This is a genomic window from Nocardioides sp. YIM 152588, from assembly GCF_040191335.1.
Lineage (GTDB): Bacteria > Actinomycetota > Actinomycetes > Propionibacteriales > Nocardioidaceae > Nocardioides.
The window spans coordinates 1-26,739 of sequence record NZ_JBEGDJ010000029.1 but is presented as its reverse complement, the minus strand read 5'-3'; the positions used below and the strand labels follow the sequence as shown (position 1 = coordinate 26,739).

The following is a 26,739-nucleotide window of genomic DNA, read 5'->3' as shown; positions in this document are numbered from 1 at the left end:
CGGAATCACCGGTCGACCGGTGGTTCCGACGCTTGACAGGCGTTGCAATGCCTGTCAAGCGCATGAATCACCTGTCGACCGGTGATTCATGGGGCTGATGTGACGAAGGGCCGGACCCGCCCATGGCGGATCCGGCCCTTCGCCGTACGACGCGATGCGTCAGGTCAGCACGCGCAGCGACTCCAGGATGTCGTCCACCCGCTCCTTGGCGTCGCCGAAGAGCATCTGGCTGTTCTCCCGGAAGAACAGCGGGTTCTGCACGCCGGCGTACCCGGTGGCCATGGAGCGCTTGAAGACGATCACGTCCTTGGCGTTCCAGACCTCCAGGACCGGCATCCCCGCGATCGGCGAGGACGGGTCCTCGGCGGCGGCCGGGTTGACGGTGTCGTTGGCGCCGATGACCAGGACGACGTCGGTCTCCGGGAAGTCGTCGTTGATCTCGTCCATCTCGAGCACGATGTCGTAGGGCACCTTGGCCTCGGCCAGCAGCACGTTCATGTGGCCGGGCAGGCGGCCGGCGACCGGGTGGATGCCGAACCGTACGTCGACGCCCTTGGCGCGCAGCTTGGCGGTCAGCTCCGCCACCGGGTACTGCGCCTGCGCCACCGCCATGCCGTAGCCCGGCGTGATCACGACGGACGAGGCGTTGGCGAGCAGCTCGGCGGCGGCGTCGGCCTGGATCTCCCGGTGCTCGCCGTAGTCCTTGTCCTCGGCCGGGCCGGCCTCGATGCCGAAGCCGCCCGCGATGACGGAGATGAACGACCGGTTCATCGCGTTGCACATGATGTAGGAGAGGTAGGCACCGGAGGAGCCGACCAGCGCGCCGACGATGATCAGCAGGTTGTTGTTGAGCAGGAAGCCCGAGGCGGCCGCGGCCCAGCCGGAGTAGCTGTTGAGCATCGAGACCACGACCGGCATGTCGCCGCCGCCGATCGAGGCGACCAGGTGCCAGCCGAGCGCCAGGGCGATCGCGGTGACCACGATCAGCAGCCACAGCTGCGGGTCGATCACGAACCAGACGGTCAGCGCCGCGAAGAGCGCGAGCGCGCCGAGGTTGAGGGCGTTCTTGCCCGGCAGCACCAGGGGAGCGGACTTCATCTTCGCCGACAGCTTCAGGTTGGCCACGATCGAGCCGGTGAAGGTGACGCCGCCGATGAAGACGCCGATGAAGACCTCGGCGCTGTGGATGCCGAGCAGCCCGAGCGCTTCCAGTTCCAGGGCGTCGAACCCGTGCGGGTGGTTCTCGATGTGCAGGTAGCCGTTCCAGCCGACCAGCACCGCGGCGAGGCCGACGAAGCTGTGCAGGAGCGCGATCAGCTCGGGCATGCCGGTCATCTCGACCGTGCGGGCCAGGTTGAGCCCGATCGCCGCGCCCAGGCCGACGGCGACGATCAGCAGCACCGTGCCGAGGGTGTCGATGTCGGTGTCGATGGCCAGGGCGACCGTGGCGACCAGCGCCACCGCCATGCCGAGGATGCCGAAGGTGTTGCCGAGCCTGGCCGACTCGTGGCGGGACAGGCCCGCCAGCGCGAGGACGAAGAGCAGTGCGGCGACGAGGTACGCCGCGACCGACGCAGAGGTGAGGTCCATGTCAGTCAGCTCCTGGAGAACATGGCGAGCATGCGGCGGGTCACCGCGAAGCCACCGAAGATGTTGATGCTGGCGAGCAGGATCGCCACGAACGAGATGATCGTGATCGCGGTGTCGCCCTTGCCGATCTGGAGCAGGGCGCCGACCACGATGATCCCGGAGATCGCGTTGGTCACCGACATCAGCGGGGTGTGCAGCGCGTGGTGCACGTGCCCGATGACGTAGTAGCCGATCACGATCGCCAGCGCGAAGACCGTCAGGTTCAGCTGGAGCTGCGCGGGCGAGAACCCGACCAGCAGGAACAGCGCGGCGGCCGCCACGCCGACGATGCCGAGCTTGCGCTCCTGCGTCATCGGCGCCTTCGGCGGCGCCGCCTCGACCGGCTCGGGGGCGGCCGGGGCCGGGGCGCCGGCCGAGACCTGGACCGGCGGCGGGGGCCACATCGACTCCCCGCCCAGCACCGTGGTGATGCCGCGCTGCACGACGTCGTCCATGTCGAGGGTCAGCTCACCGTCCTTCTCGGGGGTGAGCAGCTTGAGCAGGTTGACGATGTTGGTGCCGTAGAGCTGCGAGGTCTGCGCCGCGAGCCGGCCGGCGAGGTCGGTGTAGCCGAGGATCGTCACGCCGTTCTCGGTCACCACGCGCTCGTCGGTCACCGTCAGCGCCGCGTTGCCGCCGTTGGCGGCGGCCATGTCGACGATCACCGAGCCGCCGCGCATCGCGGCGATGGTCTCGGCGGTGACGAGCTGCGGCGCCGGGCGGCCCGGGATCAGCGCGGTGGTGATGACGATGTCGGCGGCGCGGGCCTCCTCGTCGTACATCGCCGCGGTCGCGGCGACCTGGGCCTCGGACATCTCCTTGGCGTAGCCGTCGGAGGAGACCTCCTGCTCCATCTCGACGGTGACGAACTCCGCGCCCATCGACTCGACCTGCTCGGCCACCTCGGGCCGTACGTCGAAGGCCCGGACGATCGCGCCCATCGCCGAGGCGGCGCCGATCGCCGCGAGGCCGGCGACGCCGGCGCCGACCACGAAGACGCGGGCCGGCGGGATCTTGCCGGCCGCGGTCACCTGGCCGGTGAACATCCGGCCGAACTCGTGCGCGGACTCGACGACGGCGCGGTAGCCGGCGACGTTGGCCATCGACGAGAGCACGTCCATGGACTGGGCGCGCGAGATCCGCGGCACCGCGTCCATGGCCAACGCGGTGACGCCGGCGGCCTGCAGCTTCTCCAGCAGCTCGGGGCTGCGGGCCGGGGCCATCATCGAGATGACGGTCGTGCCGGGGCGCAGGCGGGCGATCTCCTCGTCGCTGGGGGCGTTGACCTTGATCACGACGTCGGCGCCCCACACCTCCTCGGCACCGCCGACGCGGATGTCGGCCGCGGCGAACGCGGTGTCGGGTTGGTCGGCGGCGTCTCCGGCTCCGGACTCGACGATGACGTCGTAGCCGAGCTGGCGCAGCTGGGTGGCGGTTTTCGCGGTCGCGGCGACGAGTGTCTCGCCTGCCTTCGACTCGCGCGGGATGCCGATGAGCACCTGTTCCTCCCAATGTCTCCAGGGCGCAAGTGGTCGCGAACGTACACAGGCGACCGCGCCGGTGGTAGACGTCTCATCGCCGGGAGCCTGTGACCTCCGCCTCATCGGAGGCGACCCTCGGTGGTTGAGGTGCGAGCGAAGCGAGCCTCGAAACCACCTACGCAGCGGCGGTTTCGAGGCTCGGCGCCGGGGCGCCTCGCACCTCAACCACCGGCGCGGATCAGCCGCCGGCGACGCCGTACAGACGGTCGCCCGCGTCGCCCAGGCCCGGGACGATGTAGCCCTTCTCGTTGAGCCGCTCGTCCATCGCCGCGGTGACCACGGTGATCGGCACGTCGAGGTCGGCGATCTCCTTCTCGAGGTTCGCGCAGCCCTCGGGCGCGGCGAGCAGGCAGACCGCGGTGATGTGGTCGGCGCCGCGGTCGACGAGGAAGCGGATCGCGGCCGCGAGGGTGCCGCCGGTGGCCAGCATCGGGTCGAGGACGTAGCACTGGCGGCCGGACAGGTCGTCGGGCAGCCGTTCGGCGTACGTCGACGCCTGGAGCGTCTCCTCGTTGCGGATCATGCCCAGGAAGCCGACCTCCGCGGTCGGCAGCAGCCGCATCATCCCGTCGAGCATGCCGAGCCCGGCGCGCAGGATCGGCACGACCAGCGGCCGCGGGGTGGCGAGCCGGACGCCGGTCGTCGGCGCGACCGGGGTGCGGATCTCGTGCGGCTCGACCCGGACCTCGCGCGTGGCCTCGTAGGCCAGCAGCGTGACCAGCTCGTCGGCCAGGTGCCGGAAGGTCGGTGAGTCGGTGTTCTCGTCGCGGAGGTGGGTCAGCTTGTGGGCGACGAGGGGGTGGTCGACGACCTGGGTACGCATGCTCGCACCCTAGTCGTTGGGTGACCGCGCGGACACCGCCGCCAACTCCCTGGCGATGCGGCCACCCGCGTGTCACGCTTGTCCCACTGGGCCCCACGCCCCGGGGAGGAGCGCGCGATGAACGAGCTGGACGAGGCCGAGGCCGACGCCGACCTCGCGGTCGCCGCGTACCTGGAGGACGGCGAGTGGGTGGTCGACGAGCTCGTGCCCGACCACGCCCACGACGTCGAGGACCTGATCGGAGCGTTGCGCCGGTTCGCGGGCGAGGGCGGCGCCATCGGGATGATCGCGGTCGACGAGGACTTCTTCCTGCTGGTCCGCGTCGAGCCGCACCGGGCGCGGCTGCTGCTCTCCGACATCACCGCCGCCACCGAGTGGGAGCTCGCCGCGACGGCGGTGGAGTTCCTGGGGCTGCCGCTGCCGGAGGACGACGAGGACGAGCCGTCGCCGGCGGGCGACCTGGACCTGCTCCACGACCTGGGCATGCCGGCGCTGGACCTGGCGGTGCTGCTGGACGACGAGGAGCTCTACCCCGACGAGATGCTCTCCGAGGTCGCGCGCAGCATCGGCTTCGGCGAGCAGTTCGACGACGCGGTCGGGCTCACCTCGGCGTGAGCGACCGGCGGTGGCGCGGCCCGATGGAGGCCGCGCTGGAGGAGGCGCGCGCCGCGCTGGCGACGGGTGACGTCCCGATCGGCGCGGTGGTCGTCGACGAGGCGGGCGCGGTGGTCGGCACGGGACGCAACGTGCGCGAGGCGGAGGCGGACCCGACCGGCCACGCCGAGGTGGTGGCGCTGCGGGCCGCGGCCCGCGCCCGCGGCGAATGGCGACTGTCGGGCTGCACGCTCGTGGTGACGCTCGAGCCGTGCACGATGTGCGCGGGCGCGGCCGTGCTGAGCCGCGTCGATCGCGTCGTCTTCGGTGCGTACGACGACAAGGCCGGCGCCGTCGGCAGCCTCTGGGACGTCGTCCGGGACCGGCGCCTCAACCACCGCCCCGAGGTGGTCGCCGGGGTGCTGGCCGGGGAGTCGGCGGCCCTGCTGGAGGCCTTCTTCGCCGCCCACCGGGCCTGAGCCCCGGGCCAGCCGACTGGTCTAGACCAGTTTCCGAGGGAACGGTTGCCCGTCCGCGAAGCGGCGGCCTAGCGTCGAAGGTTCCCCGGGTGCGGCAGCTCGGTCCGCGCCCTCCTCCTATCGGGAGATTCTCGTGGACAACTCTGTTCTCACCTCGGTGCGCAGGCATGTCACGAGTGGGCGGGTCGGGCTCGTGCTCGGTCTGTTCGCCCTGGTCCTCGCACTCGGCCTGCCCACGCAGGCCTCCACCCAGGCCTCGAGCGAGGCCGCGCAGGCGTCTGCAGCGGCCGCAGGGCCCAAGACGATCAAGGTCTTCGGTGCCGTCAAGTCCAACACGATCAACGACTTCACCGAACCCGCCTTCGTGCCGCTCGTCACCAAGCGGTTCCGGACCGCCAAGGGCTACCTCGCGATCACCGGCACGGTCGGCACCGAGGACGACGCCAGCCTCGCCGGGGCCGGCAAGCTCCGCTACCAGCTCAAGGTCGACGGCAAGTTCGTGCTGAGCAACGGCGCCGGCTACGAGATCACCCACACCGACGCCGGGTCCGCCAGCGCGTGGGCCGGCGCCATCACCGCCGTGGTGCCGGTCAAGGCGCGGTTCCACAAGGTGCAGCTGATGGCCCGCGAGCAGGGCACCGGCACCTTCATCTATACCCGCGAGCTGTCGATCGTCTACACGCCCCAGGGATCGGGCAAGGCGATCCCGGCGCGGACGGTCGCGCCCCGCGGCGTCAACCGGTGAGCGGTGGCGCGCCGCACGTCGGCGCGCGCTGACCACGCCCCCCGACGCCCCCGACGGTCCGCCGCCGGGGGCGTCGCATGTCGTCTAGACCGCCGTTGCCCGACCGTCGCGGCCGCCCCTAGCGTCGCAGGCTCCCCGGACCCGGCTGCCCGGCCGCGTCCACCACCCCCCCCAGGGAGTTCTCTCGTGAACGCTTCTCTAGCTTCGGTGCGCCGGCACGTCACGAGTGGGCGGATCGGGCTCGTGCTCGGTCTGTTCGCCCTCGTCCTCGCGCTCGGCCTGCCCAGCCAGGCGTCCACCGAATCCGCACCGGCCGCGCGGGCGGCCTCCTCGCCCAAGGCGATCAAGGTCTTCGGCGCGGTCAACACCAACGAGCTCGACGACTTCACCGAACCCGACTACACGCCGATCCTGAAGAAGCGGTTCCGGACCGGGAAGGGCTACCTCGCGATCACCGGCACGGTCGGCACCCAGGACGACTCCAGCCTCGCCGGGGCCGGCCACCTCTTCTACCAGCTGAAGGTCGACGGGAAGCTGATCCTGGACAACGGTTCCGGCTACGAGATCACCCACGACGACACCGGGTTCGAGAGCGGCTGGGCCGGCGCGATCACCGCAGTGGTCCCGGTCAAGGCGCGGTTCCACAACGTGCAGCTGGTGGCCCGCGAGGGCGGCACCGGCACGTTCATCTACGCCCGCGAGCTGTCGATCGTCTACACGCCCCAGGGCTCGGGCAAGGCGATCCCGGCGAGGACGGTCGCACCCCGCGGCCTCAACCGGTGAGCGGTGGCGCGGCGCACGTCGGCGCGCGCTGATCACGTCCCGACGCCCCCGGCGGTCCGCCGCCGGGGGCGTCGTACGTCGTCTAGACACCCGTTGCTGCGCCGCAGCGGCCGCCCCTAGCCTCGCAGGCTTCCCGGGCCCGGCGTCCGGCCGCGTCCACGACTCCCCAGGAGTTCCCCGTGAACGCTCCCCTCACCGCGCTCCGCCGGCACGTCACCAGCGGGCGGGTCGGGCTCGTGCTCGGCCTGTTCGCCCTCGTCGTCGCCCTCGGCCTGCCCAGCCAGGCCTCCACCGACGCCGCCCCGGCCGCCAGGGCCGCCGCCTCGCCGAAGGCGATCAAGGTCTTCGGCGCGGCCAGGACCAACAACATCGACGACTTCACCGAGCCCACCTTCACGCCGATCGTCGCCAAGAAGTTCCGAACGGCGAAGGGCTACCTGGCGATCACCGCGACGGTCGCCGTCCAGGACGACGCCAGTTTCAGCCCGCGCGGACAGCTGAACATCAACCTGCGCGTCGACGGCAAGAAGGTGATCAAGGACCCGTTCGGCGTCGAGGTCACCAACCTCGACGACGGCACCGGCAGCATCGGCACGATCACCGCGGCGGTGCCGGTCGAGGCGCGGCGCCACACGGTGCAGCTGGTCGCCCGCGAGACGGGCGGCGGGAGCCACATCCACGCGCGGCAGCTGTCGATCGTCTACACGCCCCAGGGCTCGGCCAAGAACATCCCCGTGCGGCCGGTCGCGGAGCGCGACCTCACCCGGTGAGCGGGTCGCTCAGCCCAGTGCCGCGGCCTCCGCGGCGAGCTTGCTGATCCGCTCCCAGTCACCCCCGGCGACCGCGTCGCCGGGGGTGATCCAGCTGCCGCCGACGCAGCCGACGTTGGCCAGGCCGAGGTAGGTCGGCGCGCTGGCGGGGGTGATCCCGCCGGTCGGGCAGAACCGGGCCTGCGGCAGCGGCCCGCCGACCGACTTCAGGTACGGCGCCCCGCCGGCCGCCTCGGCCGGGAAGAACTTCATCTCGGTCAGCCCCGCCTCCAGCACCGCCATCACCTCGGAGACCGTGGAGGTCCCGGGCAGGAACGGCACCCCGGTGGCCTGCATCCCGGCCAGCAGCGTCGGCGTGCAGCCGGGCGAGACCAGGAACCGGGCACCGGCGGCGACCGAGGCCTCGGCCTCGGCGGGCGTGGTGACGGTGCCGGCGCCGAGCAGGATCTCGGGCACCTCGGCCGCGATCGCGGCCATCGCCTCGAGCGCGACCGGCGTGCGCAGGGTCAGCTCGATCGCGGGCAGGCCGCCGGCGACCAGCGCCCGCGCCAGCGGTACGGCGTCGGCGACGCGGTCCACGACGACGACCGGCAGCACCGGCACGGCGTCGAGCACGGATCCGGGGAGCTCAGGAGCGGACAACGGAGACCTCCCGGTCGGCGGTGGGGGCGTCGGCGGTGGGCGGGACGGCCGGCAGCCCGAAGACGGAGGCGCCCTGGTCGGCCGGGCCGATGGTGGCGCGGAACGCGGCGAACAGCTCGCGGCCGGTGCCGGCCCACTCGGCCTCGGTCGGCGGGTGGCCGGTCGGCTCGCGCTCGGCGAGGACCACGTCCTCGCCGATGGTCAGCGTGCCGGCGTCCGAGTCCAGCGTGATCAGGTCGCCGTCGCGGAGCAGGGAGAGCGGCCCGCCGAGGCCGGCCTCGGGGGTCACGTGGATCGCCGCCGGGACCTTGCCCGAGGCGCCGGACATCCGGCCGTCGGTGACCAGGGCGACCTTCTGGCCGCGGTCCTGGAGGACGCCGAGCGCGGGGGTGAGCTTGTGCAGCTCGGGCATGCCGTTGGCGGCCGGGCCCTGGTAGCGGATCACGGCGACCAGGTCGATGCCGTCCAGCTCGCCGTCCTTGAACGCGTCCAGGAAGTCCTGCTGGTCGTCGAAGATCCGGGCCGGGGCCGAGACGAAGCGGTGCTCGGGCGCGACCGCGGAGGTCTTGACGACGCCGGTGCCGAGCGGCCCGTGCAGGACCTGGAGGCCGCCGTGGGTGGAGAACGGGTCGGCGACCGGCCGGAGCACGTCGAGGTCCAGGCTGCGGTCGGGGCCGGGGCGCCAGCTCAGCTCCCCGTCGATGACGACCGGCTCCTCGGTGTAGCGCCGCAGGCCGGGACCCACGATCGTCTCGACGTCCTCGTGCAGCAGCCCGGCGTCGAGCAGCGTCCGGACCAGGAAGGCGATCCCGCCGGCGGCGTGGAAGTGGTTCACGTCGGCCGGTCCGTTGGGGTACATCCGGGCCAGCAGCGGCACCACGTCCGAGAGCTCGGAGAGGTCGTTCCAGGTGAGCTGGATGCCCGCGGCGCGGGCGATCGCGACCAGGTGCATCGTGTGGTTGGTCGACCCGCCGCTGGCCAGCAGCGCCACGCAGGCGTTGACGATCGCCTTCTCGTCGACCATCTCGCCCAGCGCCGGGGCGTCCTCGTACTGCGCGGTGCGGGCGACCGCCCGCTCGGCGGCCGCCAGCGTGAGCGCGTCGCGCAGCGGCGTACCGGGGTTGACGAAGGAGGAGCCCGGCAGGTGCAGTCCGAGCACCTCCATCAGCAGCTGGTTGGAGTTGGCGGTGCCGTAGAACGTGCACGTCCCGCGGGAGTGGTACGACGCCGCCTCGGCCTCGAGCAGCTCCTCGCGTCCCGCCTTGCCCTCGGCGAAGCGCTGGCGCACCCGCGCCTTCTCCTTGTTGGGCAGGCCCGAGGTCATCGGCCCGGCCGGCACCCAGACCGCGGGCAGGTGGCCGAAGGAGAGGGCGCCGATCAGCAGGCCGGGGACGATCTTGTCGCAGACGCCGAGCAGCAGCGCGCCGTCGAACATGTCGTGGGAGAGCGCGACCGCGGTCGCCATCGCGATCACGTCGCGGCTGTAGAGCGAGAGCTGCATGCCGGCGCGGCCCTGGGTGACGCCGTCGCACATCGCCGGCACGCCGCCGGCGACCTGGGCGATGCCGCCCGCGCGCATCACCTCGTGCTTGAGCACGGGCGGGTAGTCGACGTACGGCTGGTGCGCGGAGAGCATGTCGTTGTAGCTGGTCACGATCGCCAAATTCGGCTTGCCGCCGCGGCGCAGCTCCTCCTTCTCGCCGGGTGCGGCGGCGGCGAAGCCGTGGGCGAGGTTGCCGCAGGCCAGCCGGCCGCGGGCGGGCCCGCGCAGGCGGGCCGCCTCGATCTTGGCCAGGTAGGCGGCGCGGGTCTCGCTGCTGCGCTCGACCAGCCGCGCGGTGACCTCGGCGAGGACCGGGTGCAGCCCCGAGGAGTGCTGCGCGGGCGGGTTCGTGGAGTGGCTCATGCTGGGTTCTCCTGCCAGGTGCGGCCGTCCCGAGACAACAGCGTGGACGCTTCGGCGGGTCCGTGGGTGCCATCGGCGTAACGGATGGGTTCGGTGGAGGTGTCGTGCCACCGGGTGAGGATGGGCGTGACCCACGCCCAGGCGGCCTCGACCTCGTCGCGGCGCATGAAGAGCGTGGGGATGCCGCGGATGACGTCCATCAGCAGTCGCTCGTAGGGGTCGGGGCACCGCTCGTCGAAGGCGGTGTCGTAGCTGAGGTCCAGCGAGGCCGGGTGCAGGCGGATCCCCCCGGGGCCGGGCACCTTGGCGGTGACGTGCAGCTGCATGCCCTCGTCGGGCTTCATCCGGATGGTCAGCCGGTTCGGGGTGGTCACGCCCTCGCTCTGCGGGAACATCGCGTGCGGCGGCTCCTTGAGCACCACCTCGATGGTGGACTCGTCGCGAGCCATCCGCTTGCCGGTGCGCAGGTAGAACGGCACGCCGGCCCAGCGCCAGTTCTGCACCTCGGTGCGCAGCGCCACGAAGGTCTCGGTGTTCGTCGGCACCCCGATGTCGTCCGGGTACGACGCGTACTGGCCGCGCACCGTGTTGCGGTCCACGTCCTCCCCGACGAGCGGGGCCAGCGCCTGGAGGACCTTGAGCTTCTCGTCGCGGACCGTCTCCGGGCCGACGTACGTGGGCGGCTCCATGGCCACCAGGCAGAGCAGCTGGAGCAGGTGGTTCTGGACCATGTCGCGCAGCGCGCCCGCGGCCTCGTAGTAGTCGGTGCGGTGGCGCACGCCCGGCCGCTCGGCGACGGTGATCTGCACGTGGTCGACCCACCGGGAGTTCCACAGCGGCTCGAGGAAGGTGTTGGCGAAGCGCGTGACCAGCAGGTTCTGCACGCTCTCCTTGCCGAGGTAGTGGTCGATCCGGAAGATCTGACGCTCCTCGAAGACCTCGCCGACGGCGTCGTTGATCTGGCGCGAGGACTCCAGCCCGTCGCCGATGGGCTTCTCGAGGACGACCCGGCACTCGCGGGTGACCAGGTCGAACTCGGCCAGGCGGTGGCAGATGGGACCGTAGAGGTCCGGCGCCACGGCGAGGTAGAAGATCCGGATCGACCCGGACTCGCCGTCGCCGGCCGGCCGGTCCTTGAGCAGGCCGTGCAGGTCGTGCCAGCGCTCGGGCATCCCGGCGTCGATGCTGATGTGGTGCAGCCGGCGCAGGAGCCGGTGCAGGGCGCCCGCCTCGAGGTTGTCCTCGGGGATGTGGTCGAAGAGCGTGTGGCTGACGAGGTCGCGGTAGCCGGCGTCGTCCAGGGGGCTCCGGGAGACGCCGATGATCCGGGTCCCCTCGGGGAGCTGGCCCTCGAGCTCGCGGTGGTAGAGGCCCGGCAGCAGCTTGTGGAGGGCGAGGTCGCCGGTGGCGCCGAAGACGGTGAAGTCGCAGGCGGGGAGGACGAGGTCGGGCGTCGGCGCGGTCATCAGATCCAGAGTAGACCTGCACAAGGTCCTCGAGGAACCCACCTTTGGTCCTTTCGGGACAAAAGACCGTGCTCTAGGGTGTCGTCCATGACCGAAGCCGTCCCCCCAGCGCGCGATCCCGGGCGCGACCTCGCCTCCGCGGGGGAGCTCCTGGATCTCGTCCGCTCCGGGCGTGCGACGACGCGGTCGGACCTGCGCCGCCTCACCGGCCTCTCGCGTACCGCCGTCGTGGCCCGCGTCCACGCCCTCACCGAGGCCGGCCTGCTGCTGCTCGGCGCGGAGCTGGCCTCCACCGGCGGCCGCCCTCCCGGGAGCCTGGTCTTCAACACCGACGCCGGGGTGGTCCTGGCCGCCGCGATCGGGCGCTCCCGGGCCCAGGTCGGCGTCTTCGACCTCGCCGGCGAGGAGCGCGCCTCGGCCGAGTTCGACCTCGAGCTCGGGGCCGGCCCCGACGAGGTGATGCCCGCCGTCGCCGAGAAGCTGGGCGGCCTGCTCACCGACCTCTCCGCCGCCGAGCCGGCCGACGCCGCGGACCCGTCGGTGTCCCCGCTGCCGCCGGTGCTCGGCGTCGGCGTCAGCCTGCCCGGGGTGGTGGACTCCCGCCGCGGGGTCAGCGTCGACACCCCGGTGCTGCCCGGGTGGAACGACGTCCCGCTGGCGCCGTACCTGGGCGAGGTGACCGACGCGCCGCTCTTCCTGGCCAACGACGCCAACGCGCTGGCCCGCTCGGAGTACCTCGGCCACGCCGCCGGGGCCGGCGGGATGAGCGACCTGCTGGTGGTGAAGGCGTCGACCGGCATCGGCCTGGGCGTGCTCGTGAAGCGCACCATCGTCACCGGCTCCCGCGGCGGCGCCGGCGACATCGGCCACGCGAAGGTGCCCGACGCCGCCGGCCGGCCCTGCCGCTGCGGCGACACCGGCTGCCTGGAGACCGTGGCCGCCGGCTGGTCGCTGGTCGCCCGGATGCAGGAGGAGGGGCGGCAGGTCCACCACGTGCGCGACCTGGTCGGCCTCGCCCTCAACGGCGACCCCGAGGCCAAGCTGCTGCTCCGCGAGAGCGGCCGCCAGCTCGGCGAGCTGCTCGCCGTCGCCATCAACCTGCTCAACCCCGAGGCGGTCGTGCTCGGCGGCGACATGGCCGCGGCGTACGACGTCTACGCCGCCGGCGTGCGCGAGTCGGTCTACGCCCGGGCCTCCGCGCTGGCCACCCGCGAGCTGCAGATCCTGCCGTCGACGTACGGTGACCGTGCCGGACTCGTCGGCTGCGCGGCGCTCGCCCTCAAGCGGGTGCTCAGCCCCGCCGCCGTCGACGCCCGGCTGGCACGCGGCCGCCTGGTCGAGGAGGCACGGGTCCGACCGGCCCCCGCCGGCGTGTGACCGGCACCCGAGGAGAGGGAGAGATGGAGCAGCGCAGCTTCGAACGGATGGGACGGAGGGTGTCGGCCGTCGGGCTCGGCACCTGGCAGCTGGGGGCCGACTGGGGCGAGGTGAGCGAGGAGGACGCCCGGGCGGTGCTCGAGGCCTCGGCCGAGTCCGGGGTCACCTTCTACGACACCGCCGACGTCTACGGCGACGGCCGCAGCGAGCAGATCGTCGGCCGGTTCCTGGCCGACCACGGCGGCGCCGACTCCGGCTTCACCGTCGTGACCAAGATGGGCCGGCGGATGGACCAGGTCCCCGCCAACTACGTGATGGACAACTTCCGGGCGTGGCTGGACCGCTCCCGCCGCAACCTGGGCGTCGACACCATCGACCTCGTCCAGCTGCACTGCCCGCCGAGCGCGGTGATCACCGACGACGCGACCTACGACGCCCTGGACACCCTCGTCGAGGAGGGCGTGATCGGCGCCTACGGCGTCAGCGTGGAGACCTGCCGCCAGGCGCTCGACGCGATCGCCCGGCCGGGCGTCGCCTCCGTGCAGATCATCCTCAACGCCTTCCGGCTCAAGCCGCTGGACGAGGTGCTGCCGGCGGCCGCCGAGGCAGGCGTGGGGATCATCGCCCGGGTGCCGCTGGCCTCCGGCCTGCTCACGGGCAAGTACGACGCCAGCACCACGTTCGCGGCCGACGACCACCGCAACTTCAACCGGGGCGGCGAGGCCTTCGACGTCGGCGAGACGTTCTCCGGCGTCGACTACGACACGGGCCTGCAGGCGGCCGCGGTCTTCGCGGCGCTCGTCCGGGAGACCCTCGGCGCGGACGTCACCGCCGCCCAGGCGGCGATCGCCTGGTGCTGGCAGCAGCCCGGCGTCACGACCGTGATCCCCGGTGCGTCGCGGCCCTCCCAGGCCGTCGCCAACGCCGCGGCCGGCGAGATCGGACCGCTGCCGGCGGCCTTCCTCGACGGTGTTCGCGAGCTCTACGACACCCGTCTGCGGGAGGCCATCCACCCGCGCTGGTGAGGACGCTCACGCCGGCGCCGGGAGGGGCCTCCCCGATTTCGGGGCGCGGAGGCGCTCCGGTAATGTCTCCCGCGGTGGCGTGTCCGAGCGGCCTAAGGAGAACGCCTCGAAAGCGTTTGTGGGTGCAAGCCCACCGAGGGTTCAAATCCCTCCGCCACCGCCATCGGAAGCTGGTGCAGATCAGCCCCGAAAACCGAAGCCCCGCCCGGGATCCTGGGCGGGGCTTCGTCGCGTCCGGGCCCCGGGGACTGGGGACTGTGGGGCCCGGACGCGGTCGGATCACTGGTAGGTCGGGTCCGCCCAGCGTCCGAGACTGCGGGAGCGGACCGGCTGCACCGGCACCGGCGCCGCGCTGAGCGGATAGCCCTCGCCCCAGTTGGTCGGTGTTCCGTGCATCTCGATGTGCGCGTCCTCGGTGTACCAGTCGACCAGGTCGCTGTCGGAGCGCAGGATCCAGGTGCAGCCGAGCTCGTGGTGCGCGGTGAAGTCGCCGTGCCGCACCAGCGGCGGCCGCCAGAAGTAGGTGCCCGGCCACATCGTGCCGAAGCTGTACTCGAAACCGCCCTCGAGGCAGTACGCCTCCTCGCTGCAGGGGTGGTGGGCCAGCGGGTGCTCGACCCAACCCGGCTTCGCCTTGATCAGCCGGGTGTAGAACCCGGTCTTCTCGTCGCGGTGCAGGAGCTTGATGTAGAGGCCGGGCACCGGCGTGCCGCCGAGGTCGAACCGCATCGGGCTGCCGTCCTCGACGTCGATCCAGGGCATCTCGCTGGTCTGCAGCACGATCAGCCGCTGGTCCTCGCGGACGCCGAGCGCGTCGCCGTCCTGCGGGGTGAACGTCCAGTCGCCGTACTCCCGCCACAGCAGCACCTCCGTCCCGGCCGTCACCTCCAGCGGAGGCGTCCACACGCCCGTCGCGGCGTGCCAGTAGCCCTCGGGGCCGAGCACGGTGTCACCGATGCGGACCTCCCCGGAGAGGACGTACCACTCGGTCTCGGCGGCGTGGACGCCGGCGGGCCGTGACCAGGCGCTGGTGAACTCCAGCTTCAGCGAGGCCGACCCGTCCTCCTCGTCGTAGCAGAGGTTGCGCTGCCGGGCCGATCCGGTCGCGTGCTCGAACTCCGCGACGTGCCAGATCAGGTCGCGCTCGTCGATCGTCTCGACGTGGGGGCGCATGGCTCCTCCTTCGGATCGGGCCGCGGGCGGGGTGCGGATTAACGATGCAAGTTGTATCGGAAAACAGAAGGCGGTGCAACATGTATCGTCAATCCGCATGACGGACTCCGCCAGCAAGCCGGGCCGCCCCGCCGGGCCCGCGACCGAGACGCGGGACGTCGTCCTCAACGCCGCGCTCGACCTGCTGCTGCGCGAGGGTGGCGCCGCGCTCACCGCGCAGCGGCTGCACCAGGCCACCGGGGTCTCCCGGTCGACGATCTACCGCCACTGGCCGAGCCCGGTCGACGTGCTCGCGGCCCTGATCGAGGTGGCCCCGAGCCCGGAGCGCGCGAGCCTCGGGGACCCGCGCGCGGACCTGCATGCCGAGGTCGACGCGCTCGGCGCCCGGCTGCGGGACAGGCCCGTCGCCGCGTTCCTGCGCGCGCTCGCCGCGACCACCTCGCCGGGCGAGGACGCCGTGGTCCTGCGTCACCGGTACGTCGACGACCTGGTCGCCCCGTTCCGCAGGGTGCTGGCGAACGCCGGCCTGGCGCAGGAGGACACCGAGGACGTCGTGGCCGCCGTGGTGGCCCCCCTCCTCGTCGACGCCCTGCTGATGGACCGTCCCGCCGGCCTCGCCCGCGCGCACCGCACGGTGGACCGCCTGCTGCCGGGGTAGGTCACCGCCCCTTCGCGGGCCCCAGGCAGACGGCCAGCAGGTCGCCGGGCTCCTCGCCGAGGTGCACCGCCCACCCCGAGGCGAAGGGCACCAACGCGACGGGAACGGGTGGGGGTGCCCCCACCGCCATCGCGGGGTCGGCCCTCACACCCAGAAGCCGGAGAGGGCGGCGATCACAGCCACCACGCACCCGGCGGTCGCCGTGGTGACGAGCGTCAGCAGGCGTCGCCCGGCCGGGCTCCCCGTGTTCCCGAGGCCATAGGCGGCCATCAGGACCAGCGGGCCGAGGACGAGGGCGGGCGACCCGACGAAGAGGGCCCACGCCGGGCCGGCGAAGCAGAGCCCGTCCTGGTAGCCGCACGAGGTCCCCAGGGCCGTGAGCGCGAGCCCGGCCGAGACCAGCGTCGTCGGGATGAGGACGACCAGTGCCGCGATGGCGCCGTTCCGCCGGAGGCGGGGGCGGGCCGCGACGTAGGGCCAGGTCAGTGCGAACCAGGCGGCTGCGGCCCCCGCGACGAAGGCGAGATGGATGACGTCCTCTGCCCATCGGGACCGGAGGGAGTCGACGTGCCACAACGCCCGGTCGCACATCTTCGCGACCACGACGACGACCAGGCCGACTCCGATCGTCAGCCGGCGGCGTCGCCCCCAGGCGTCGGGGCGATCGGCGTCGGTGCTGGGCGCGGGTCGGGTTTCCATGGCACCCCTTCAACGACGATCGCGTGCCGAGGTCCCGCGGCAGACGGTCACCGCCCCTTCGCGGGCCCCAGACAGACGGCCAGCAGGTCGCCGGGCTCCTCGCCGAGGTGCACCGCCCGCCCCGAGGCGAAGGGCACCAACGCGACGGCGCCCGACTCGCGACGGATCAGCGCCCGCGCCGGGATGACCTCGTCGAAGCCGGTCGCCGAGCAGCGGTTGCGCTGGAACAGCCGCTCCACCTTCGACGTGCCGGCCGGCACCACCCCTCGCTCCGCGGTCGACCAGGTCGTCCGCGTCATGCCCAGCCCGGCGTACCCGAGGGCGAGGGTCAGCGCCGCCGAGGTGATCCCGGCCAGGGCGGTGCGCAGGCGGCGTGTCGCCCGGTGGCGGGGGCGGTCGCGGGACACGGCACGTCTCGATTCGGGTGTCGCCGGAGGAGCGGGACGGGGCGGGGCACCTCACCGCCGTGCAGGTCGGCCCGCGCTGGCCACCCGGTGCCTCCACCCTCCGTGCTACGCGTGGGTAGGACAACGTGGGTCCGCTCACAGCCCGTTTCGGGGGGATCCCACGGGCCACCGGCCCGCGTAGAGTCCTGAGCCATGACGACTCGGGAAACGTCAGAGCAGCCCCCCGCGGGCGACGGTCCCGGCGGCGACGCCGACGACAAGCTCGACCGGAGCGTGCTGCTGGTCGCCGGGGTGGTGGTCCTCGGCGCGATCATGTCGATCCTCGACATCACCGTGGTCTCGGTGGCGCTGGAGACGTTCCAGCAGGAGTTCGACGCCACCTCCGCCGAGGTCGCGTGGACGATGACCGGCTACACGCTGGCGCTGGCGACGGTGATCCCGCTGACCGGCTGGGCGGCGGACCGGTTCGGCACGAAGCGGCTGTTCCTGCTGGCCGTGCTGCTCTTCACCATCGGCTCGGTGCTGTGCGCGACCGCGGTGAGCCTGCCCATGCTGGTCGGCTTCCGGGTGCTCCAGGGCCTGGGCGGCGGCATGCTGATGCCGCTCGGCATGACGATCCTGACCCACGCCGCCGGCCCGCACCGGATCGGCCGCGTCATGGCGATCATGGGCATCCCGATCCTGCTGGGCCCGATCTTCGGGCCGATCCTCGGCGGCTGGCTGATCGAGACCGCGAGCTGGCACTGGATCTTCCTGATCAACCTGCCGATCGGCGTGCTCGCCATCGTCTACGCGTCGCTGGTGCTGCCCAAGGACCACGTCGAGCCGACCGAGACGTTCGACTTCCTGGGCGTCCTGCTGCTCTCGCCCGGACTCGCCCTCTTCCTGTACGGCGTCTCCTCGATCCCCGAGGCCGGCACCGTCTGGGACGCCAAGGTGCTCGGCACGGCGATCGCGGGCGCCGTGCTGATCGCGCTGTTCGTGCCGTGGGCGTTCAGCGCCCGCAACATCCACCCGCTGCTGGAGCTGCGGCTCTTCGCCAACCGGAACATGACGATCGCCGTGATCGCGATGGCACTGTTCGCCACCGCCTTCTTCGGCGCCAGCCTGCTCTTCCCGCTCTACTTCCAGCAGGTGCGCGACCAGTCCGCGCTCGGCGCCGGCGCGCTGCTCGCCCCGCAGGGCATCGGCGCGATGATCACGATGCCGATCGCCGGCATGATCGCCGACCGCAGGGGACCGGGCAAGGTCGTCATGGTCGGCGTCAGCCTGGTGACGGTCAGCATGGCCGCGTTCACCCAGCTCGACGAGGGCACCTCGTACGCCTACATCCTGGGTGCGCTGTTCGTGATGGGGCTGGGCATGGGCTGCACGATGATGCCGATCATGAGCGCGGCGCTGGCCACCCTCACCCACCACACCACCGCGCGCGGCTCGACGCTGCTCAATATCACCCAGCAGGTCGCCGCCTCGATCGGCACCGCCGTCTTTTCCGTGCTGCTGACCAACGCCATCAACGGCAAGGACCAGGCGGCGATCATCGCCGCGGGCGCGGTGCGGGAGGCCGACGGCGACGCCCAGGTCCTCGGCGGCCTCGCCGCGAAGCTGGGCGTCACCGTCGACCAGCTGAACGCGCTGGCCCAGCAGGGGCTCGTGGAGTTGGCGGACTCGTTCGCGTCGGTCTTCGTCGTGGGTGCGGTGCTCGTCGCGTGCTGCCTGATCCCGGCGTTCTTCCTGCCGCGCAGGCCCGCCGACGAGCCGGTCGAGCCCGGCGCCATGATGGGGCACTGAGCGGGTCGGGAGAGACGACCCCCCGTCCGGTCAGCGGACGTGGATCACCACGGTGCCCGCCGCCCGGTCGTGCCAGCCCCGGTTGCGCGGCTCCGAGCGCATCGTGAACGCGCAGATGATCGCGGGGATGTCGCAGGGCAGGATCATCAGGTACAGCAGCGCCTGGCGGCCGAACGCCTTGCCCCAGCCCGGGACCCGGCCGTCCTCGCCGACCACGCGGAGCCCCACGCAGAGCTTGCCCAGGGTGACGCCGCGCAGGGCCGTGGGGACCACGAAGTACAGGACGAACAGCACGCCGTCCAGGCCCAGTGAGACGGCATCGAGCAGAGCGGCGACCCCGAGGTTGCTCTCCGCCTCGGAGGCGAGGGACAGCGGGAGCGAGTAGGTCGCGCTGATGAGTCCGTAGAACAGCATGTCCAGGACGAAGCCGCCGATCCGGCGTCCGATCGTCGCGATCGGGGGGTACCCGGCCGGCGGGCGGAACTCGGCCGGCGGCGCGGCGGGGTGAGCGTGGTCCGGGCGGGGCGCGTACTGCGGCGGGTAGGCGTACTGCGGGGCCGGGTACGCCGGCGCCGGGTACGGGGGCGTCGGGTACTGCGGCGGCTGCGGGTGCGACTCGTTCTCGGACACGTTCTCTTCCATCGACGGGACGGTGCGGCCCGACACCCGAGGAGGGAGTCGGGGGCCGCCGGGCGGCGGGTCAGGTGGCGGGGCGTGCCGGTCCCAGGCAGACGGCGACCAGCCGCCCGGGCCGGTCGCCGGTGAGGACCTGCCAGCCCTCGGCGTAGCTGACCAGCGCGATCCGGCCGGTCGACCGGCGCACCATCGCCTTCGACGGCACGACGTGGTCGGCGAACCCGGTCACCGAGCACCGGTTCTCCAGGAACAGCCGGTCCACCTGGCTGCTGGACGGGTCGAGCCCCTCCCGGGTCTCGTCCGGGGTGGGTGACGCGCCGAGGACACCCAGCGCGGCGGCGCCGACGAGCGCGGTGAGCGCGCACGAGGTGAGCCCCGACTGGAGGATGCGCGCCCGGCGTACCAGGGGGCGCGCCGCCCATCCTGGGGCGGCCGGCGGCGGGATCACGATGGACCCAACGAGCCCGGCGGCCGGCGGTCACGCGCTCCCGCGAGCGGACGGTCGGCGGGGGCGCGTCTCACCGATTGACCCCGGGCCCGGTACGCCGCCGCGGCCGGCGCGGCAGGATAGGGGCCATGACCTGGTTCGACTCGCCGGCCGACGCGGCCGCCCGCCTGAACGCCACCGGCTACCTCACCGACCACGCGACGGCGACCACCGCGTTCCTGGCCGGTGCCCTGGAGAAGCCGCTGCTGCTCGAGGGCCCCGCCGGCGTCGGCAAGACCGAGCTGGCCAAGGCGGTCAGCCGCGCCACCGGCGCCGACCTGGTCCGTCTCCAGTGCTACGAGGGCCTGGACGAGGCCCGCGCCCTCTACGAGTGGAACTACAAGAAGCAGCTGCTGCGCATCCAGGCCGAGCCGAAGGGCGCCGACGCCCCCGACTGGGGCCGCACCCACGACGACATCTTCGCCGAGGAGTTCCTGCTCACCCGGCCGCTGCTCACCGCGATCCGGCGCGAGGAGCCGACGGTCCTGCTCATCGACGAGGTCGACAAGACCGACATCGAGGTGGAGGGCCTGCTGCTCGAGGTGCTCAGCGACTTCCAGGTCACCATCCCCGAGCTCGGCACGGTCGCGGCGACCCGCCGGCCCTTCGTCGTACTGACCTCCAACGCCAGCCGCGAGCTCTCCGAGGCGGTCAAGCGGCGCTGCCTCTACCTGCACCTCGACTACCCCGACGCCGCCCGCGAGCGGGAGATCCTGCACAGCCAGGTGCCGGGCATCGACGACCGGGTCGCCGAGCAGCTCGTCGCCACCGTCGGCCGGCTGCGCGACATGGACCTGAAGAAGGCGCCGTCCATCGCCGAGTCCGTCGACTGGGCGCGCACCCTGATCGCGCTGGAGATCCGTGACCTCGACGAGAAGGCGATCACCGACACCCTCGGCGTCGTCCTCAAGCACGCCTCCGACCACGAGCGGGCGATCCGCGAGTTGAAGATCGGCCGCAGCATCCCCGGGTCCCGCTGACCATGCCCGACGGCCCCGCCCCCGCGGACGAGTACCGCTCCGGCCTCCTCGACCGGCACCTCGCCTTCATCGAGGCGCTGCGCGGCGCCGGCCTGTCGGTCTCGCTGGCCGAGGACATCGACAGCGTCGCCGCGCTCTCGGTGCTGCCGTGGGGGGAGCGGGCCACTGTCCGCGACGCCTTCGCGGCGACCCTGCTCAAGAAGCAGTCGCACCGGACCACGTTCGACGCCCTGTTCGACGTCTACTTCCCCCCGATGGTCGGCGACGGCGTCGGCCGCGACGGCGGTGAGGAGTCGGGCGAGGACGGTGCCGCCGGCCAGGTCCGCGACAACGCAGCCGCGCTGCAGGACTTCCGCGACCGGCTCGCCGAGGCGATGGAGGCGGGGGAGTACGACGAGCAGCAGATGCGCCAGATGGCCGCCGAGATGATGGCCCGGTTCGGCGCCATGCCCGGCCGCGGCCCCGGGCTCTCCTCCTGGTCGGCCTACACCGCCCTGCAGCGGGTCGCGCCGCACGAGCTCACCGACCGGATCATCGAGGCGCTGCTGGCCGGCGGCATGGACGAGGGCGAGGCGAACCGCGCCGCGGCCCGCCGGGTCGGCGGCCTCACCCGGATGGTCGAGGACGACGCCCGCCGCCGGATCGCCGAGGAGAAGGGGCCCGACCACGTCGCCGACGTCACCGTCCGGCCCAGCATCGACAAGATCGCCTTCACCTCCGCGCGCCGCGCCGACCTGGAGGAGATGCGCCGCCAGATCTTCCCGCTCGCCCGGCGGCTGGCCACCCGGCTCGCCAAGGAGCAGCACGCCCGGCGCCGCGGACCGCTGGACTTCCGTCGTACCGTCCGGGCGTCGATGGCCACCGGCGGCGTCCCGCTGACCACCCACCACCGGCCGAAGCGGCCGCACCGCACCGACCTCGTGGTGCTCTGCGACGTCTCCGGCTCGGTCGCGAACTTCGCCCAGTTCACGCTGCTCTTCGTCTTCGCGCTGCGCGAGGTCTTCCAGTCGATGCGCGCGTTCACGTTCATCGACCACGTGCACGAGGTGACGCCGTACTTCCGCCCCGGCGCCGACCCCGCCGACGTGCTGACCGACCTCGCCGCGTCGACGAGCCACGCCGCGCTGTGGGGGCGGACGAACTACGGCCGGGCGTTCACCAAGTTCGACGAGGAGTACGCCGACGCGCTCGGTCCGAAGACGACGCTGCTGATCCTCGGCGACGGCCGCAGCAACTACTCCGACCTGCACACCGACGTGCTGCGCCGGATGGCCGGCTCGGTGCGGCACTCCTGGTGGCTCAACCCCGAGCACGAGCGGAACTGGGGCACGGGCGACTCCGCGGCCCCGACCTACGGCCAGATCGTCGACATGATCGAGTGCCGCAACCTCGAGCAGCTCGAGGACTTCGTGCACCGGATCATCGGGCCGCCGACCCGCTGAACCCGCTGAACCCGCTGTCAGCCCGCGGGGCGGGGTCGTGTGCCTGAGGACCCGCTATGCCGGGGTGTAGGGCACACGACCCGACACCTCAGAGCGCGCCGTCGAGCCGGTCCAGCGCCCGCACGATCTCCTCGCCCGAGCCGGCGAAGCTGAACCGCAGGTAGCTGCCGCCGTCGACGGTGTCGAAGTCGACGCCGCTGGTCAGTGCGACCCCGGTGCGGGCCAGCAGGTCCTTGGCGTAGGTCATCGAGTCGGTGGTCAGGTGGCGCACGTCGGCGTAGGCGTAGAACGCGCCGTCCGCCGGGGCCAGGCCGGTGATCCCGATCCGGCGCAGCCCGTCCAGCAGCAGCCCCCGGTTCTCGGCGTACCGGCGCACGTGGCCGTCCAGCTCGGCGTAGGACTCCGGCGTGAACGCCGCCAGCGCGGCGCGCTGCGAGAGCACCGGCGGGCAGATGCTGAAGTTGCCGGTCAGCACGTCGACCGGCCGGCGCAGCCGCTCCGGCGCCAGCATCCAGCCGAGCCGCCACCCGGTCATCGAGAAGTACTTGGAGAACGAGCCGAAGACGACCGCCTCCCGCGAGGTCTCCCACGCGCAGCTGGCGGCGCGCTCGCCGGTGCCGTACTCGATGCCGTGGTAGATCTCGTCGGAGATCAGCTGGACGTCGTTCTCCTCGCACCAACGGGCCAGGTCAGTCAGCTCCTCGCGCGCCAGCATGGTGCCGGTCGGGTTGCCGGGGCTGGCCACGATCAGGCCGCGGATCGGCTCGGTCGCGTGCGCCCGGGCGACGTCCTCGACCGTCGGCTGGAACCGGGTCGCGGGACCGGTCGGGAGCTCGACGACCTCGCAACCCAGCGCCGCCAGCACGTTGCGGTAGCAGGGGTAGCCGGGCCGCGCGATCGCCACCCGGTCGCCGACCTCGAAGGCGGCCAGGAACGCCAGCAGGAACCCGCCGCTGGAGCCGGTGGTGACCACCACGTCGTCGGCCGTGGCGTCGATGCCGTAGTGGGCCCGGTGGTGGCCGGCGATCGCCTCGCGGAGCTCGGGGATGCCGACCGCCGGGGTGTAGCCCAGCGGGTCCCCGCTCTGCAGCAGGCGGACCGCCTCGGCGTTGACCGGCGCCGGGGCGCCCGTGCTCGGCTGCCCCGCGGCCAGGTTGATCACGTCGCCGTGCGTGCGCTGCCGCTCGGCCGCCGCGGCGAGCACGTCCATGACGTAGAACGGCGGGACGTTGGCGCGCTGGGCGGCGGCGAGGCGGCTGATCACGGTCTCATCCTCGCAGGCCGCCGCCGCTGGTTGAGGTGCGAGCGAAGCGAGCCTCGAAACCGCGGTGGCCCCACCTGTTCCACCGGACAGGCAGTTCGGTCGCTCGACGGGCGTTGCACTGCCCGTCAAGCGACCGAATCACCGGTCGACCGGTGATTCTGCCGCCGCGCCGGCAGCGTGCCGCCCGGCCCGCCGTCCGAAGAACGACCCCTCCCCGAGCTGGGTGCCCGAGCAGTAGCCGGCGCCGTCCTGGGCGATGTTCGAGGCACACGCGCCGGCGGCGTACAGGCCCTCGATCACGGAGCCGTCCTCGCGCCGCACCTGCCCGTCGACGGTGGTGGCCATCCCGCCGAGGGTGAAGCCGGCGTACATCGCGACGCCGAGGGTGAGGTCGTAGACGCCCCACGGGCCCTCGGTCTGGGGCGCCAGCCAGTCGGGGTGCTTGTGGAAGTCGGGGTCCTCGCCCCGGGCGGCGTACTCGTTGTAGCGCGCCATCGTCGCCACCAGAGAGCCCTCGGGGAGCCCGAGCCCGGCCTCCATCTCCTCGATCGTCTCGTAGCCGTCCTTGAGCGGGACCAGCGGCATCCGCTGCTCCTCCATGTGCTCGCTGTCGGCGATCAGGTACGCCGTCGCGTCGGGCTGGCGCAGCACCTCGTACGACGTCCGCGCGTGGTAGCTGTCCTCGGCGACGAACCGCTTGCCCTCCTTGTTCACGATCAGGCCCTTGACCAGGGAGGACGGCGGGTAGAACGGCGCAGTGATGAACGGCTCGTCCATGTGCTCCAGCGCGGCGCCCACGGACTCGCCGAGGCGGATGCCGAGGCCGTCGTCGTAGGTGGACCCGAGCGTGAACAGCTTCGAGCCGAGAGCCGGCGTGTACCGGGCGACCATGTCGGGGTTCATCACGAAGCCGCCGGCCGCGATCACCACGGCGTCGGCGCGGACCACGCCGGTCCTCTCGAACGACTTCCAGGCCAGCCCGACCACGCGGCCGTCATCGACCACCAGGTTGGTCGCGCCGGTCTCGAAGCGGACCTCGACGCCGGCCTCCTCGACCCGCTCGCGGAGCAGGTCCATCACGATCCGGGTGCCCTCGGTGTCGCCCGGGACCGGGACCTTGTGGCCGCGCGGGGCGGGCGGGATGTCGTCGCGGAAGGGCCACACCTTCTCGTTGCCGGTGAACATCAGCCCCTCGGTGCCGGGCTGGATCACCGCCTTGCCGGGGAAGTAGCTGCGCTCGAACTCGAAGCCGAGCGACTCCAGCCAGCCGAAGTGCTCGACCGACCCCTCGCAGTAGGCGCGGATCTTCTCCTTGTCGGGGTCCTTCGTGCTGGCCTCGAGGTAGGCGATCATCGCGTCGACCGAGTCCTCCTGGCCGGTCGCCTCCTGCACGGCCGTCCCGCCGCCCAGGTAGAAGTGGCCGCCGGACATCGACGAGGTGCCGCCGTGCACGGCGGCCCGCTCCAGCAGGAGCACCCGGGCGCCGGCCCGGGCGGCCTCCAGGGCCGCGCAGCCGCCGGAGATTCCGAAGCCGACCACGACCACGTCGTAGGACTCGGCGTCGTCGAGGGCGGAGGCCGGCAGCGCGGCCGGGAGGGCGAGGCCCGAGGGCGTGGCTGTCATGGCGCAAATCTAGAACAGGTTCTAAAAACCGGCCACCCCTGCCTCCGCGGCCGTGTGGCCGACCGTCGATAGACTTCGGTGACGCCGCCCCGATCACGAGGTGACATGGACTTCGATCTCCACCAGCTCGACAGCTTCGTGCTGGTGGGTGCGAGCGTCACGCTGCTGGCGGTGCTCGCGGTGCGGCTCTCCTCCCGGGTCGGCCTGCCCAGCCTGCTGTTCTACCTGCTGATGGGCGTCATCCTCGGCGAGTCCGTGGTCGGGATCGGCTTCGAGAACGCCGAGGTCGCGCACGCGCTCGGCTTCGGCGCGCTGGCGATCATCCTCGCCGAGGGCGGCCTGACCACCAGCTGGCGCGAGACCCGGCCGTCGATGCGGATCGGCTTCGCGCTGGCCACGGTCGGGGTCGCTGTCTCGGTCACCATCGTGGCGCTCGGCGGCCACTACGTGCTCGGGCTGCCCTGGGAGCTCGCGGTGCTGCTCGGCGCCGTCTGCTCGCCCACGGACGCCGCCGCCGTCTTCTCCGTGCTCCGGGTGGTGCCGCTGCCGCGCCGCCTGACCGGCGCGCTGGAGGCCGAGTCCGGGCTCAACGACGCGCCCACCGTCGTACTGGTCAGCCTGGTCTCCACCGGTGCCGCGCTGGAGCACGGCATCCTCGGCCTGGCGGGGATCATCGTCTTCGAGCTCGCCGCCGGCGTCGCGGTGGGCGTGGCCGTCGGCTTCGGCGGCGCCTGGGTGATGCGCCGCGCGGCCCTGCCGGCCTCCGGTCTCTACCCGATCGCCGTGCTCTGCCTGGCGATGATCGGGTACGGCGGCGCGTCGATGATGCACGCCAGCGGCTTCGCTGCGGTGTACGTCGCCGCGCTGATCCTCGGCAACGCCGACCTGCCGCACCGGCTGGCCACCCGCTCGTTCGTCGAGGGGCTGGCCTGGATCGCGCAGATCGGGCTGTTCGTGATGCTCGGGCTGCTGCTGTCCCCGGACCGGATCACCTGGTCCATCGTCGGCCTGGCGGTCGCCGCCGGGCTGATCCTGACGTTCGTCGCGCGGCCGGTCTCGGTCGCGATCAGCTCGATCGTGCAGCCGATGGCGCCGCGCCAGCTCGCGTTCATGTCCTGGGCCGGTCTGCGCGGCGCCGTGCCGATCGTGCTCACCACGATCCCGCTGGCCGAGGGGGTGAAGGACGCCGACCACCTCTTCGACCTGGTCTTCGTGATGGTCGTGCTGTTCACGCTGCTGACCGGGCCGACGCTGCCGTGGGCGGCGCGGGTGCTCCGGGTCGCGCGCGTCTCGGAGCCGCGGGACCTCGACCTGGAGGCGGCGCCGCTGGAGCGGGTGGCCGCGGACCTGCTGCAGGTGACGGTCAGCCAGGTCTCCCGGCTGCACGGGGTCGAGGTCGGCGAGCTGCGGCTGCCGTCGGGGGCGAACGTGTCGATGGTGGTCCGCGACGGCAAGGCGATGGTCCCGGAGCGGCGCACCGTGCTGCGCCGCGGCGACGACCTGCTGGTGGTCACGCCGCGGAAGCAGCGGGACGCGACGGAGCGGCGGCTGCGCCAGGTCAGCGCCGGCGGCCGGCTCGCCCAGTGGCTCGGCGACTAACCCGCCGAACAGGCAGTTGGGGCAGGCCGAACAGGGGCTCGCGCCGCGCCGAACCGGCAGTTGCGCCGCGCCGAACCGGCAGTTGGGCGGCGCCGAACCGGCAGTTGGGCCGCGCCGAACCGGCAGTTGGGCCGCGCCGAACCGGCAGTTGGGCCGCGCCGAACCGGCAGTTGGGCCGCGCCGAACCGGCAGTTGGGCCG

General features: G+C 72.6%; 25 protein-coding genes and 1 tRNA gene. 13 read left to right on the top strand and 13 right to left on the bottom strand.

Features of this window, described 5'->3' with window-relative positions; translation table 11 throughout:
• Positions 1-159 precede the first annotated feature (159 nt).
• From pntB to upp, 3 genes are all read right to left on the bottom strand, one after another.
• Entirely contained in the window at positions 160-1,590 is a 1,431-nt protein-coding gene (pntB, locus tag ABLM29_RS14330) for a Re/Si-specific NAD(P)(+) transhydrogenase subunit beta (RefSeq protein WP_349714797.1), read from the bottom strand.
• A gap of 5 nt (positions 1,591-1,595) precedes the next feature.
• Complete coding sequence (locus tag ABLM29_RS14325; RefSeq protein ID WP_349714796.1) at positions 1,596-3,128, bottom strand: Re/Si-specific NAD(P)(+) transhydrogenase subunit alpha; 1,533 nt, start codon at positions 3,126-3,128, stop codon at positions 1,596-1,598.
• A gap of 220 nt (positions 3,129-3,348) precedes the next feature.
• Positions 3,349-3,993, bottom strand: a complete 645-nt coding sequence (gene upp, locus ABLM29_RS14320) for a uracil phosphoribosyltransferase (RefSeq protein WP_349714795.1) — start codon at positions 3,991-3,993, stop codon at positions 3,349-3,351.
• Between the two features lie 117 nt (positions 3,994-4,110).
• Here upp and ABLM29_RS14315 point away from each other — a divergent pair, with 117 nt between their 5' ends.
• The 5 genes from ABLM29_RS14315 (at position 4,111) to ABLM29_RS14295 (ending at position 7,364) form a co-directional block, all read left to right on the top strand.
• On the top strand, positions 4,111-4,608 hold the full coding sequence (locus ABLM29_RS14315; protein WP_349714794.1) for a tRNA adenosine deaminase-associated protein: 498 nt from the start codon (positions 4,111-4,113) through the stop codon (positions 4,606-4,608).
• Between the two features lie 23 nt (positions 4,609-4,631).
• On the top strand, positions 4,632-5,066 hold the full coding sequence (locus ABLM29_RS14310) for a nucleoside deaminase (RefSeq protein WP_349714821.1): 435 nt from the start codon (positions 4,632-4,634) through the stop codon (positions 5,064-5,066).
• A gap of 193 nt (positions 5,067-5,259) precedes the next feature.
• The gene (locus ABLM29_RS14305) at positions 5,260-5,811 is read left to right on the top strand and encodes a hypothetical protein (protein WP_349714793.1); all 552 of its coding nucleotides are present in this window, start codon (positions 5,260-5,262) and stop codon (positions 5,809-5,811) included.
• 243 nt (positions 5,812-6,054) lie between these two features.
• Positions 6,055-6,594 (top strand): hypothetical protein, encoded by a 540-nt coding sequence (locus ABLM29_RS14300; protein ID WP_349714792.1) that lies wholly within the window; start codon positions 6,055-6,057, stop codon positions 6,592-6,594.
• A 179-nt stretch (positions 6,595-6,773) separates the two neighbouring features.
• Positions 6,774-7,364: a hypothetical protein gene (locus tag ABLM29_RS14295; protein ID WP_349714791.1), complete on the top strand. Its 591-nt coding sequence runs from the start codon at positions 6,774-6,776 to the stop codon at positions 7,362-7,364.
• 9 nt (positions 7,365-7,373) lie between these two features.
• Here ABLM29_RS14295 and eda read toward each other — a convergent pair whose 3' ends face one another.
• The 3 genes from eda to zwf are packed head-to-tail and all read right to left on the bottom strand — an operon-like array spanning position 7,374 to position 11,378.
• The gene (gene eda, locus ABLM29_RS14290) at positions 7,374-8,006 is read right to left on the bottom strand and encodes a bifunctional 4-hydroxy-2-oxoglutarate aldolase/2-dehydro-3-deoxy-phosphogluconate aldolase (protein ID WP_349714790.1); all 633 of its coding nucleotides are present in this window, start codon (positions 8,004-8,006) and stop codon (positions 7,374-7,376) included.
• Positions 7,993-9,912, bottom strand: coding sequence for a phosphogluconate dehydratase (gene edd, locus ABLM29_RS14285; protein ID WP_502889241.1), 1,920 nt, complete (start codon positions 9,910-9,912; stop codon positions 7,993-7,995). Before edd ends, eda begins: the two co-directional genes overlap by 14 nt.
• The gene (gene zwf / locus ABLM29_RS14280) at positions 9,909-11,378 is read right to left on the bottom strand and encodes a glucose-6-phosphate dehydrogenase (protein WP_349714789.1); all 1,470 of its coding nucleotides are present in this window, start codon (positions 11,376-11,378) and stop codon (positions 9,909-9,911) included. Before zwf ends, edd begins: the two co-directional genes overlap by 4 nt.
• An 87-nt stretch (positions 11,379-11,465) precedes the next feature.
• On the opposite strand from zwf, the gene ABLM29_RS14275 reads away from it, so the two are divergent.
• The 3 genes from ABLM29_RS14275 (at position 11,466) to ABLM29_RS14265 (ending at position 13,943) form a co-directional block, all read left to right on the top strand.
• Positions 11,466-12,755 (top strand): ROK family protein, encoded by a 1,290-nt coding sequence (locus ABLM29_RS14275; protein WP_349714788.1) that lies wholly within the window; start codon positions 11,466-11,468, stop codon positions 12,753-12,755.
• A gap of 23 nt (positions 12,756-12,778) precedes the next feature.
• The gene (locus ABLM29_RS14270) at positions 12,779-13,780 is read left to right on the top strand and encodes an aldo/keto reductase (protein ID WP_349714787.1); all 1,002 of its coding nucleotides are present in this window, start codon (positions 12,779-12,781) and stop codon (positions 13,778-13,780) included.
• A gap of 73 nt (positions 13,781-13,853) precedes the next feature.
• A tRNA-Ser gene (locus ABLM29_RS14265) sits at positions 13,854-13,943 on the top strand.
• Positions 13,944-14,059: 116 nt separating this feature from the next.
• Here the strand turns inward: ABLM29_RS14265 and ABLM29_RS14260 are convergent.
• The gene (locus ABLM29_RS14260) at positions 14,060-14,953 is read right to left on the bottom strand and encodes a DUF4437 domain-containing protein (protein WP_349714786.1); all 894 of its coding nucleotides are present in this window, start codon (positions 14,951-14,953) and stop codon (positions 14,060-14,062) included.
• A gap of 97 nt (positions 14,954-15,050) precedes the next feature.
• Here ABLM29_RS14260 and ABLM29_RS14255 point away from each other — a divergent pair, with 97 nt between their 5' ends.
• A complete protein-coding gene (locus tag ABLM29_RS14255) occupies positions 15,051-15,611 on the top strand; it encodes a TetR/AcrR family transcriptional regulator (protein WP_349714785.1) in 561 nt (186 codons plus the stop codon).
• Between the two features lie 144 nt (positions 15,612-15,755).
• On the opposite strand, the gene ABLM29_RS14250 is transcribed toward ABLM29_RS14255, so the two are convergent.
• Positions 15,756-16,310, bottom strand: a complete 555-nt coding sequence (locus ABLM29_RS14250) for a hypothetical protein (RefSeq protein WP_349714784.1) — start codon at positions 16,308-16,310, stop codon at positions 15,756-15,758.
• Between the two features lie 47 nt (positions 16,311-16,357).
• Positions 16,358-16,717, bottom strand: a complete 360-nt coding sequence (locus ABLM29_RS14245; protein ID WP_349714783.1) for a hypothetical protein — start codon at positions 16,715-16,717, stop codon at positions 16,358-16,360.
• A 192-nt stretch (positions 16,718-16,909) separates the two neighbouring features.
• On the opposite strand from ABLM29_RS14245, the gene ABLM29_RS14240 reads away from it, so the two are divergent.
• Positions 16,910-18,508 carry a DHA2 family efflux MFS transporter permease subunit gene (locus ABLM29_RS14240; RefSeq protein ID WP_349714782.1) on the top strand — a complete coding sequence of 533 codons (1,599 nt, stop codon included), beginning with the start codon at positions 16,910-16,912 and terminating at the stop codon, positions 18,506-18,508.
• Between the two features lie 30 nt (positions 18,509-18,538).
• Here ABLM29_RS14240 and ABLM29_RS14235 read toward each other — a convergent pair whose 3' ends face one another.
• Together ABLM29_RS14235 and ABLM29_RS14230 are read right to left on the bottom strand one after the other, a co-directional pair.
• Positions 18,539-19,150: an RDD family protein gene (locus tag ABLM29_RS14235; RefSeq protein ID WP_349714781.1), complete on the bottom strand. Its 612-nt coding sequence runs from the start codon at positions 19,148-19,150 to the stop codon at positions 18,539-18,541.
• Between the two features lie 58 nt (positions 19,151-19,208).
• Positions 19,209-19,592 (bottom strand): hypothetical protein, encoded by a 384-nt coding sequence (locus ABLM29_RS14230; RefSeq protein WP_349714780.1) that lies wholly within the window; start codon positions 19,590-19,592, stop codon positions 19,209-19,211.
• A gap of 128 nt (positions 19,593-19,720) precedes the next feature.
• On the opposite strand from ABLM29_RS14230, the gene ABLM29_RS14225 reads away from it, so the two are divergent.
• The gene (locus ABLM29_RS14225) at positions 19,721-20,611 is read left to right on the top strand and encodes an AAA family ATPase (RefSeq protein ID WP_349714779.1); all 891 of its coding nucleotides are present in this window, start codon (positions 19,721-19,723) and stop codon (positions 20,609-20,611) included.
• Positions 20,612-20,613: 2 nt separating this feature from the next.
• Positions 20,614-22,053: a vWA domain-containing protein gene (locus tag ABLM29_RS14220; RefSeq protein ID WP_349714778.1), complete on the top strand. Its 1,440-nt coding sequence runs from the start codon at positions 20,614-20,616 to the stop codon at positions 22,051-22,053.
• Between the two features lie 88 nt (positions 22,054-22,141).
• On the opposite strand, the gene ABLM29_RS14215 is transcribed toward ABLM29_RS14220, so the two are convergent.
• Both ABLM29_RS14215 and ABLM29_RS14210 read right to left on the bottom strand, forming a co-directional pair.
• Complete coding sequence (locus tag ABLM29_RS14215; protein ID WP_349714777.1) at positions 22,142-23,317, bottom strand: pyridoxal phosphate-dependent aminotransferase; 1,176 nt, start codon at positions 23,315-23,317, stop codon at positions 22,142-22,144.
• A 138-nt stretch (positions 23,318-23,455) separates the two neighbouring features.
• The gene (locus ABLM29_RS14210) at positions 23,456-24,940 is read right to left on the bottom strand and encodes an FAD-binding protein (protein ID WP_349714776.1); all 1,485 of its coding nucleotides are present in this window, start codon (positions 24,938-24,940) and stop codon (positions 23,456-23,458) included.
• 105 nt (positions 24,941-25,045) lie between these two features.
• Here ABLM29_RS14210 and ABLM29_RS14205 point away from each other — a divergent pair, with 105 nt between their 5' ends.
• Complete coding sequence (locus tag ABLM29_RS14205; protein WP_349714775.1) at positions 25,046-26,539, top strand: potassium/proton antiporter; 1,494 nt, start codon at positions 25,046-25,048, stop codon at positions 26,537-26,539.
• Positions 26,540-26,739 lie beyond the last annotated feature (200 nt).

What these genes read in the sequence shown, in the direction of transcription:
- ABLM29_RS14310 (WP_349714821.1), top strand. Translation starts at nt 4,632, where the DNA reads ATGGAGGCCGCGCTGGAGGAGGCGCGCGCCGCGCTGGCGACGGGTGAC.
- ABLM29_RS14220 (WP_349714778.1), top strand. Translation starts at nt 20,614, where the DNA reads ATGCCCGACGGCCCCGCCCCCGCGGACGAGTACCGCTCCGGCCTCCTC.
- ABLM29_RS14315 (WP_349714794.1), top strand. Translation starts at nt 4,111, where the DNA reads ATGAACGAGCTGGACGAGGCCGAGGCCGACGCCGACCTCGCGGTCGCC.
- ABLM29_RS14235 (WP_349714781.1), bottom strand. Translation starts at nt 19,150, where the DNA reads ATGGAAGAGAACGTGTCCGAGAACGAGTCGCACCCGCAGCCGCCGCAG.
- ABLM29_RS14240 (WP_349714782.1), top strand. Translation starts at nt 16,910, where the DNA reads ATGACGACTCGGGAAACGTCAGAGCAGCCCCCCGCGGGCGACGGTCCC.
- edd (WP_502889241.1), bottom strand. Translation starts at nt 9,912, where the DNA reads ATGAGCCACTCCACGAACCCGCCCGCGCAGCACTCCTCGGGGCTGCAC.
- upp (WP_349714795.1), bottom strand. Translation starts at nt 3,993, where the DNA reads ATGCGTACCCAGGTCGTCGACCACCCCCTCGTCGCCCACAAGCTGACC.
- ABLM29_RS14260 (WP_349714786.1), bottom strand. Translation starts at nt 14,953, where the DNA reads ATGCGCCCCCACGTCGAGACGATCGACGAGCGCGACCTGATCTGGCAC.
- ABLM29_RS14270 (WP_349714787.1), top strand. Translation starts at nt 12,779, where the DNA reads ATGGAGCAGCGCAGCTTCGAACGGATGGGACGGAGGGTGTCGGCCGTC.
- ABLM29_RS14250 (WP_349714784.1), bottom strand. Translation starts at nt 16,310, where the DNA reads ATGGAAACCCGACCCGCGCCCAGCACCGACGCCGATCGCCCCGACGCC.
- ABLM29_RS14255 (WP_349714785.1), top strand. Translation starts at nt 15,051, where the DNA reads ATGACGGACTCCGCCAGCAAGCCGGGCCGCCCCGCCGGGCCCGCGACC.
- pntB (WP_349714797.1), bottom strand. Translation starts at nt 1,590, where the DNA reads ATGGACCTCACCTCTGCGTCGGTCGCGGCGTACCTCGTCGCCGCACTG.
- ABLM29_RS14210 (WP_349714776.1), bottom strand. Translation starts at nt 24,940, where the DNA reads ATGACAGCCACGCCCTCGGGCCTCGCCCTCCCGGCCGCGCTGCCGGCC.
- ABLM29_RS14205 (WP_349714775.1), top strand. Translation starts at nt 25,046, where the DNA reads ATGGACTTCGATCTCCACCAGCTCGACAGCTTCGTGCTGGTGGGTGCG.
- ABLM29_RS14275 (WP_349714788.1), top strand. Translation starts at nt 11,466, where the DNA reads ATGACCGAAGCCGTCCCCCCAGCGCGCGATCCCGGGCGCGACCTCGCC.
- ABLM29_RS14225 (WP_349714779.1), top strand. Translation starts at nt 19,721, where the DNA reads ATGACCTGGTTCGACTCGCCGGCCGACGCGGCCGCCCGCCTGAACGCC.
- zwf (WP_349714789.1), bottom strand. Translation starts at nt 11,378, where the DNA reads ATGACCGCGCCGACGCCCGACCTCGTCCTCCCCGCCTGCGACTTCACC.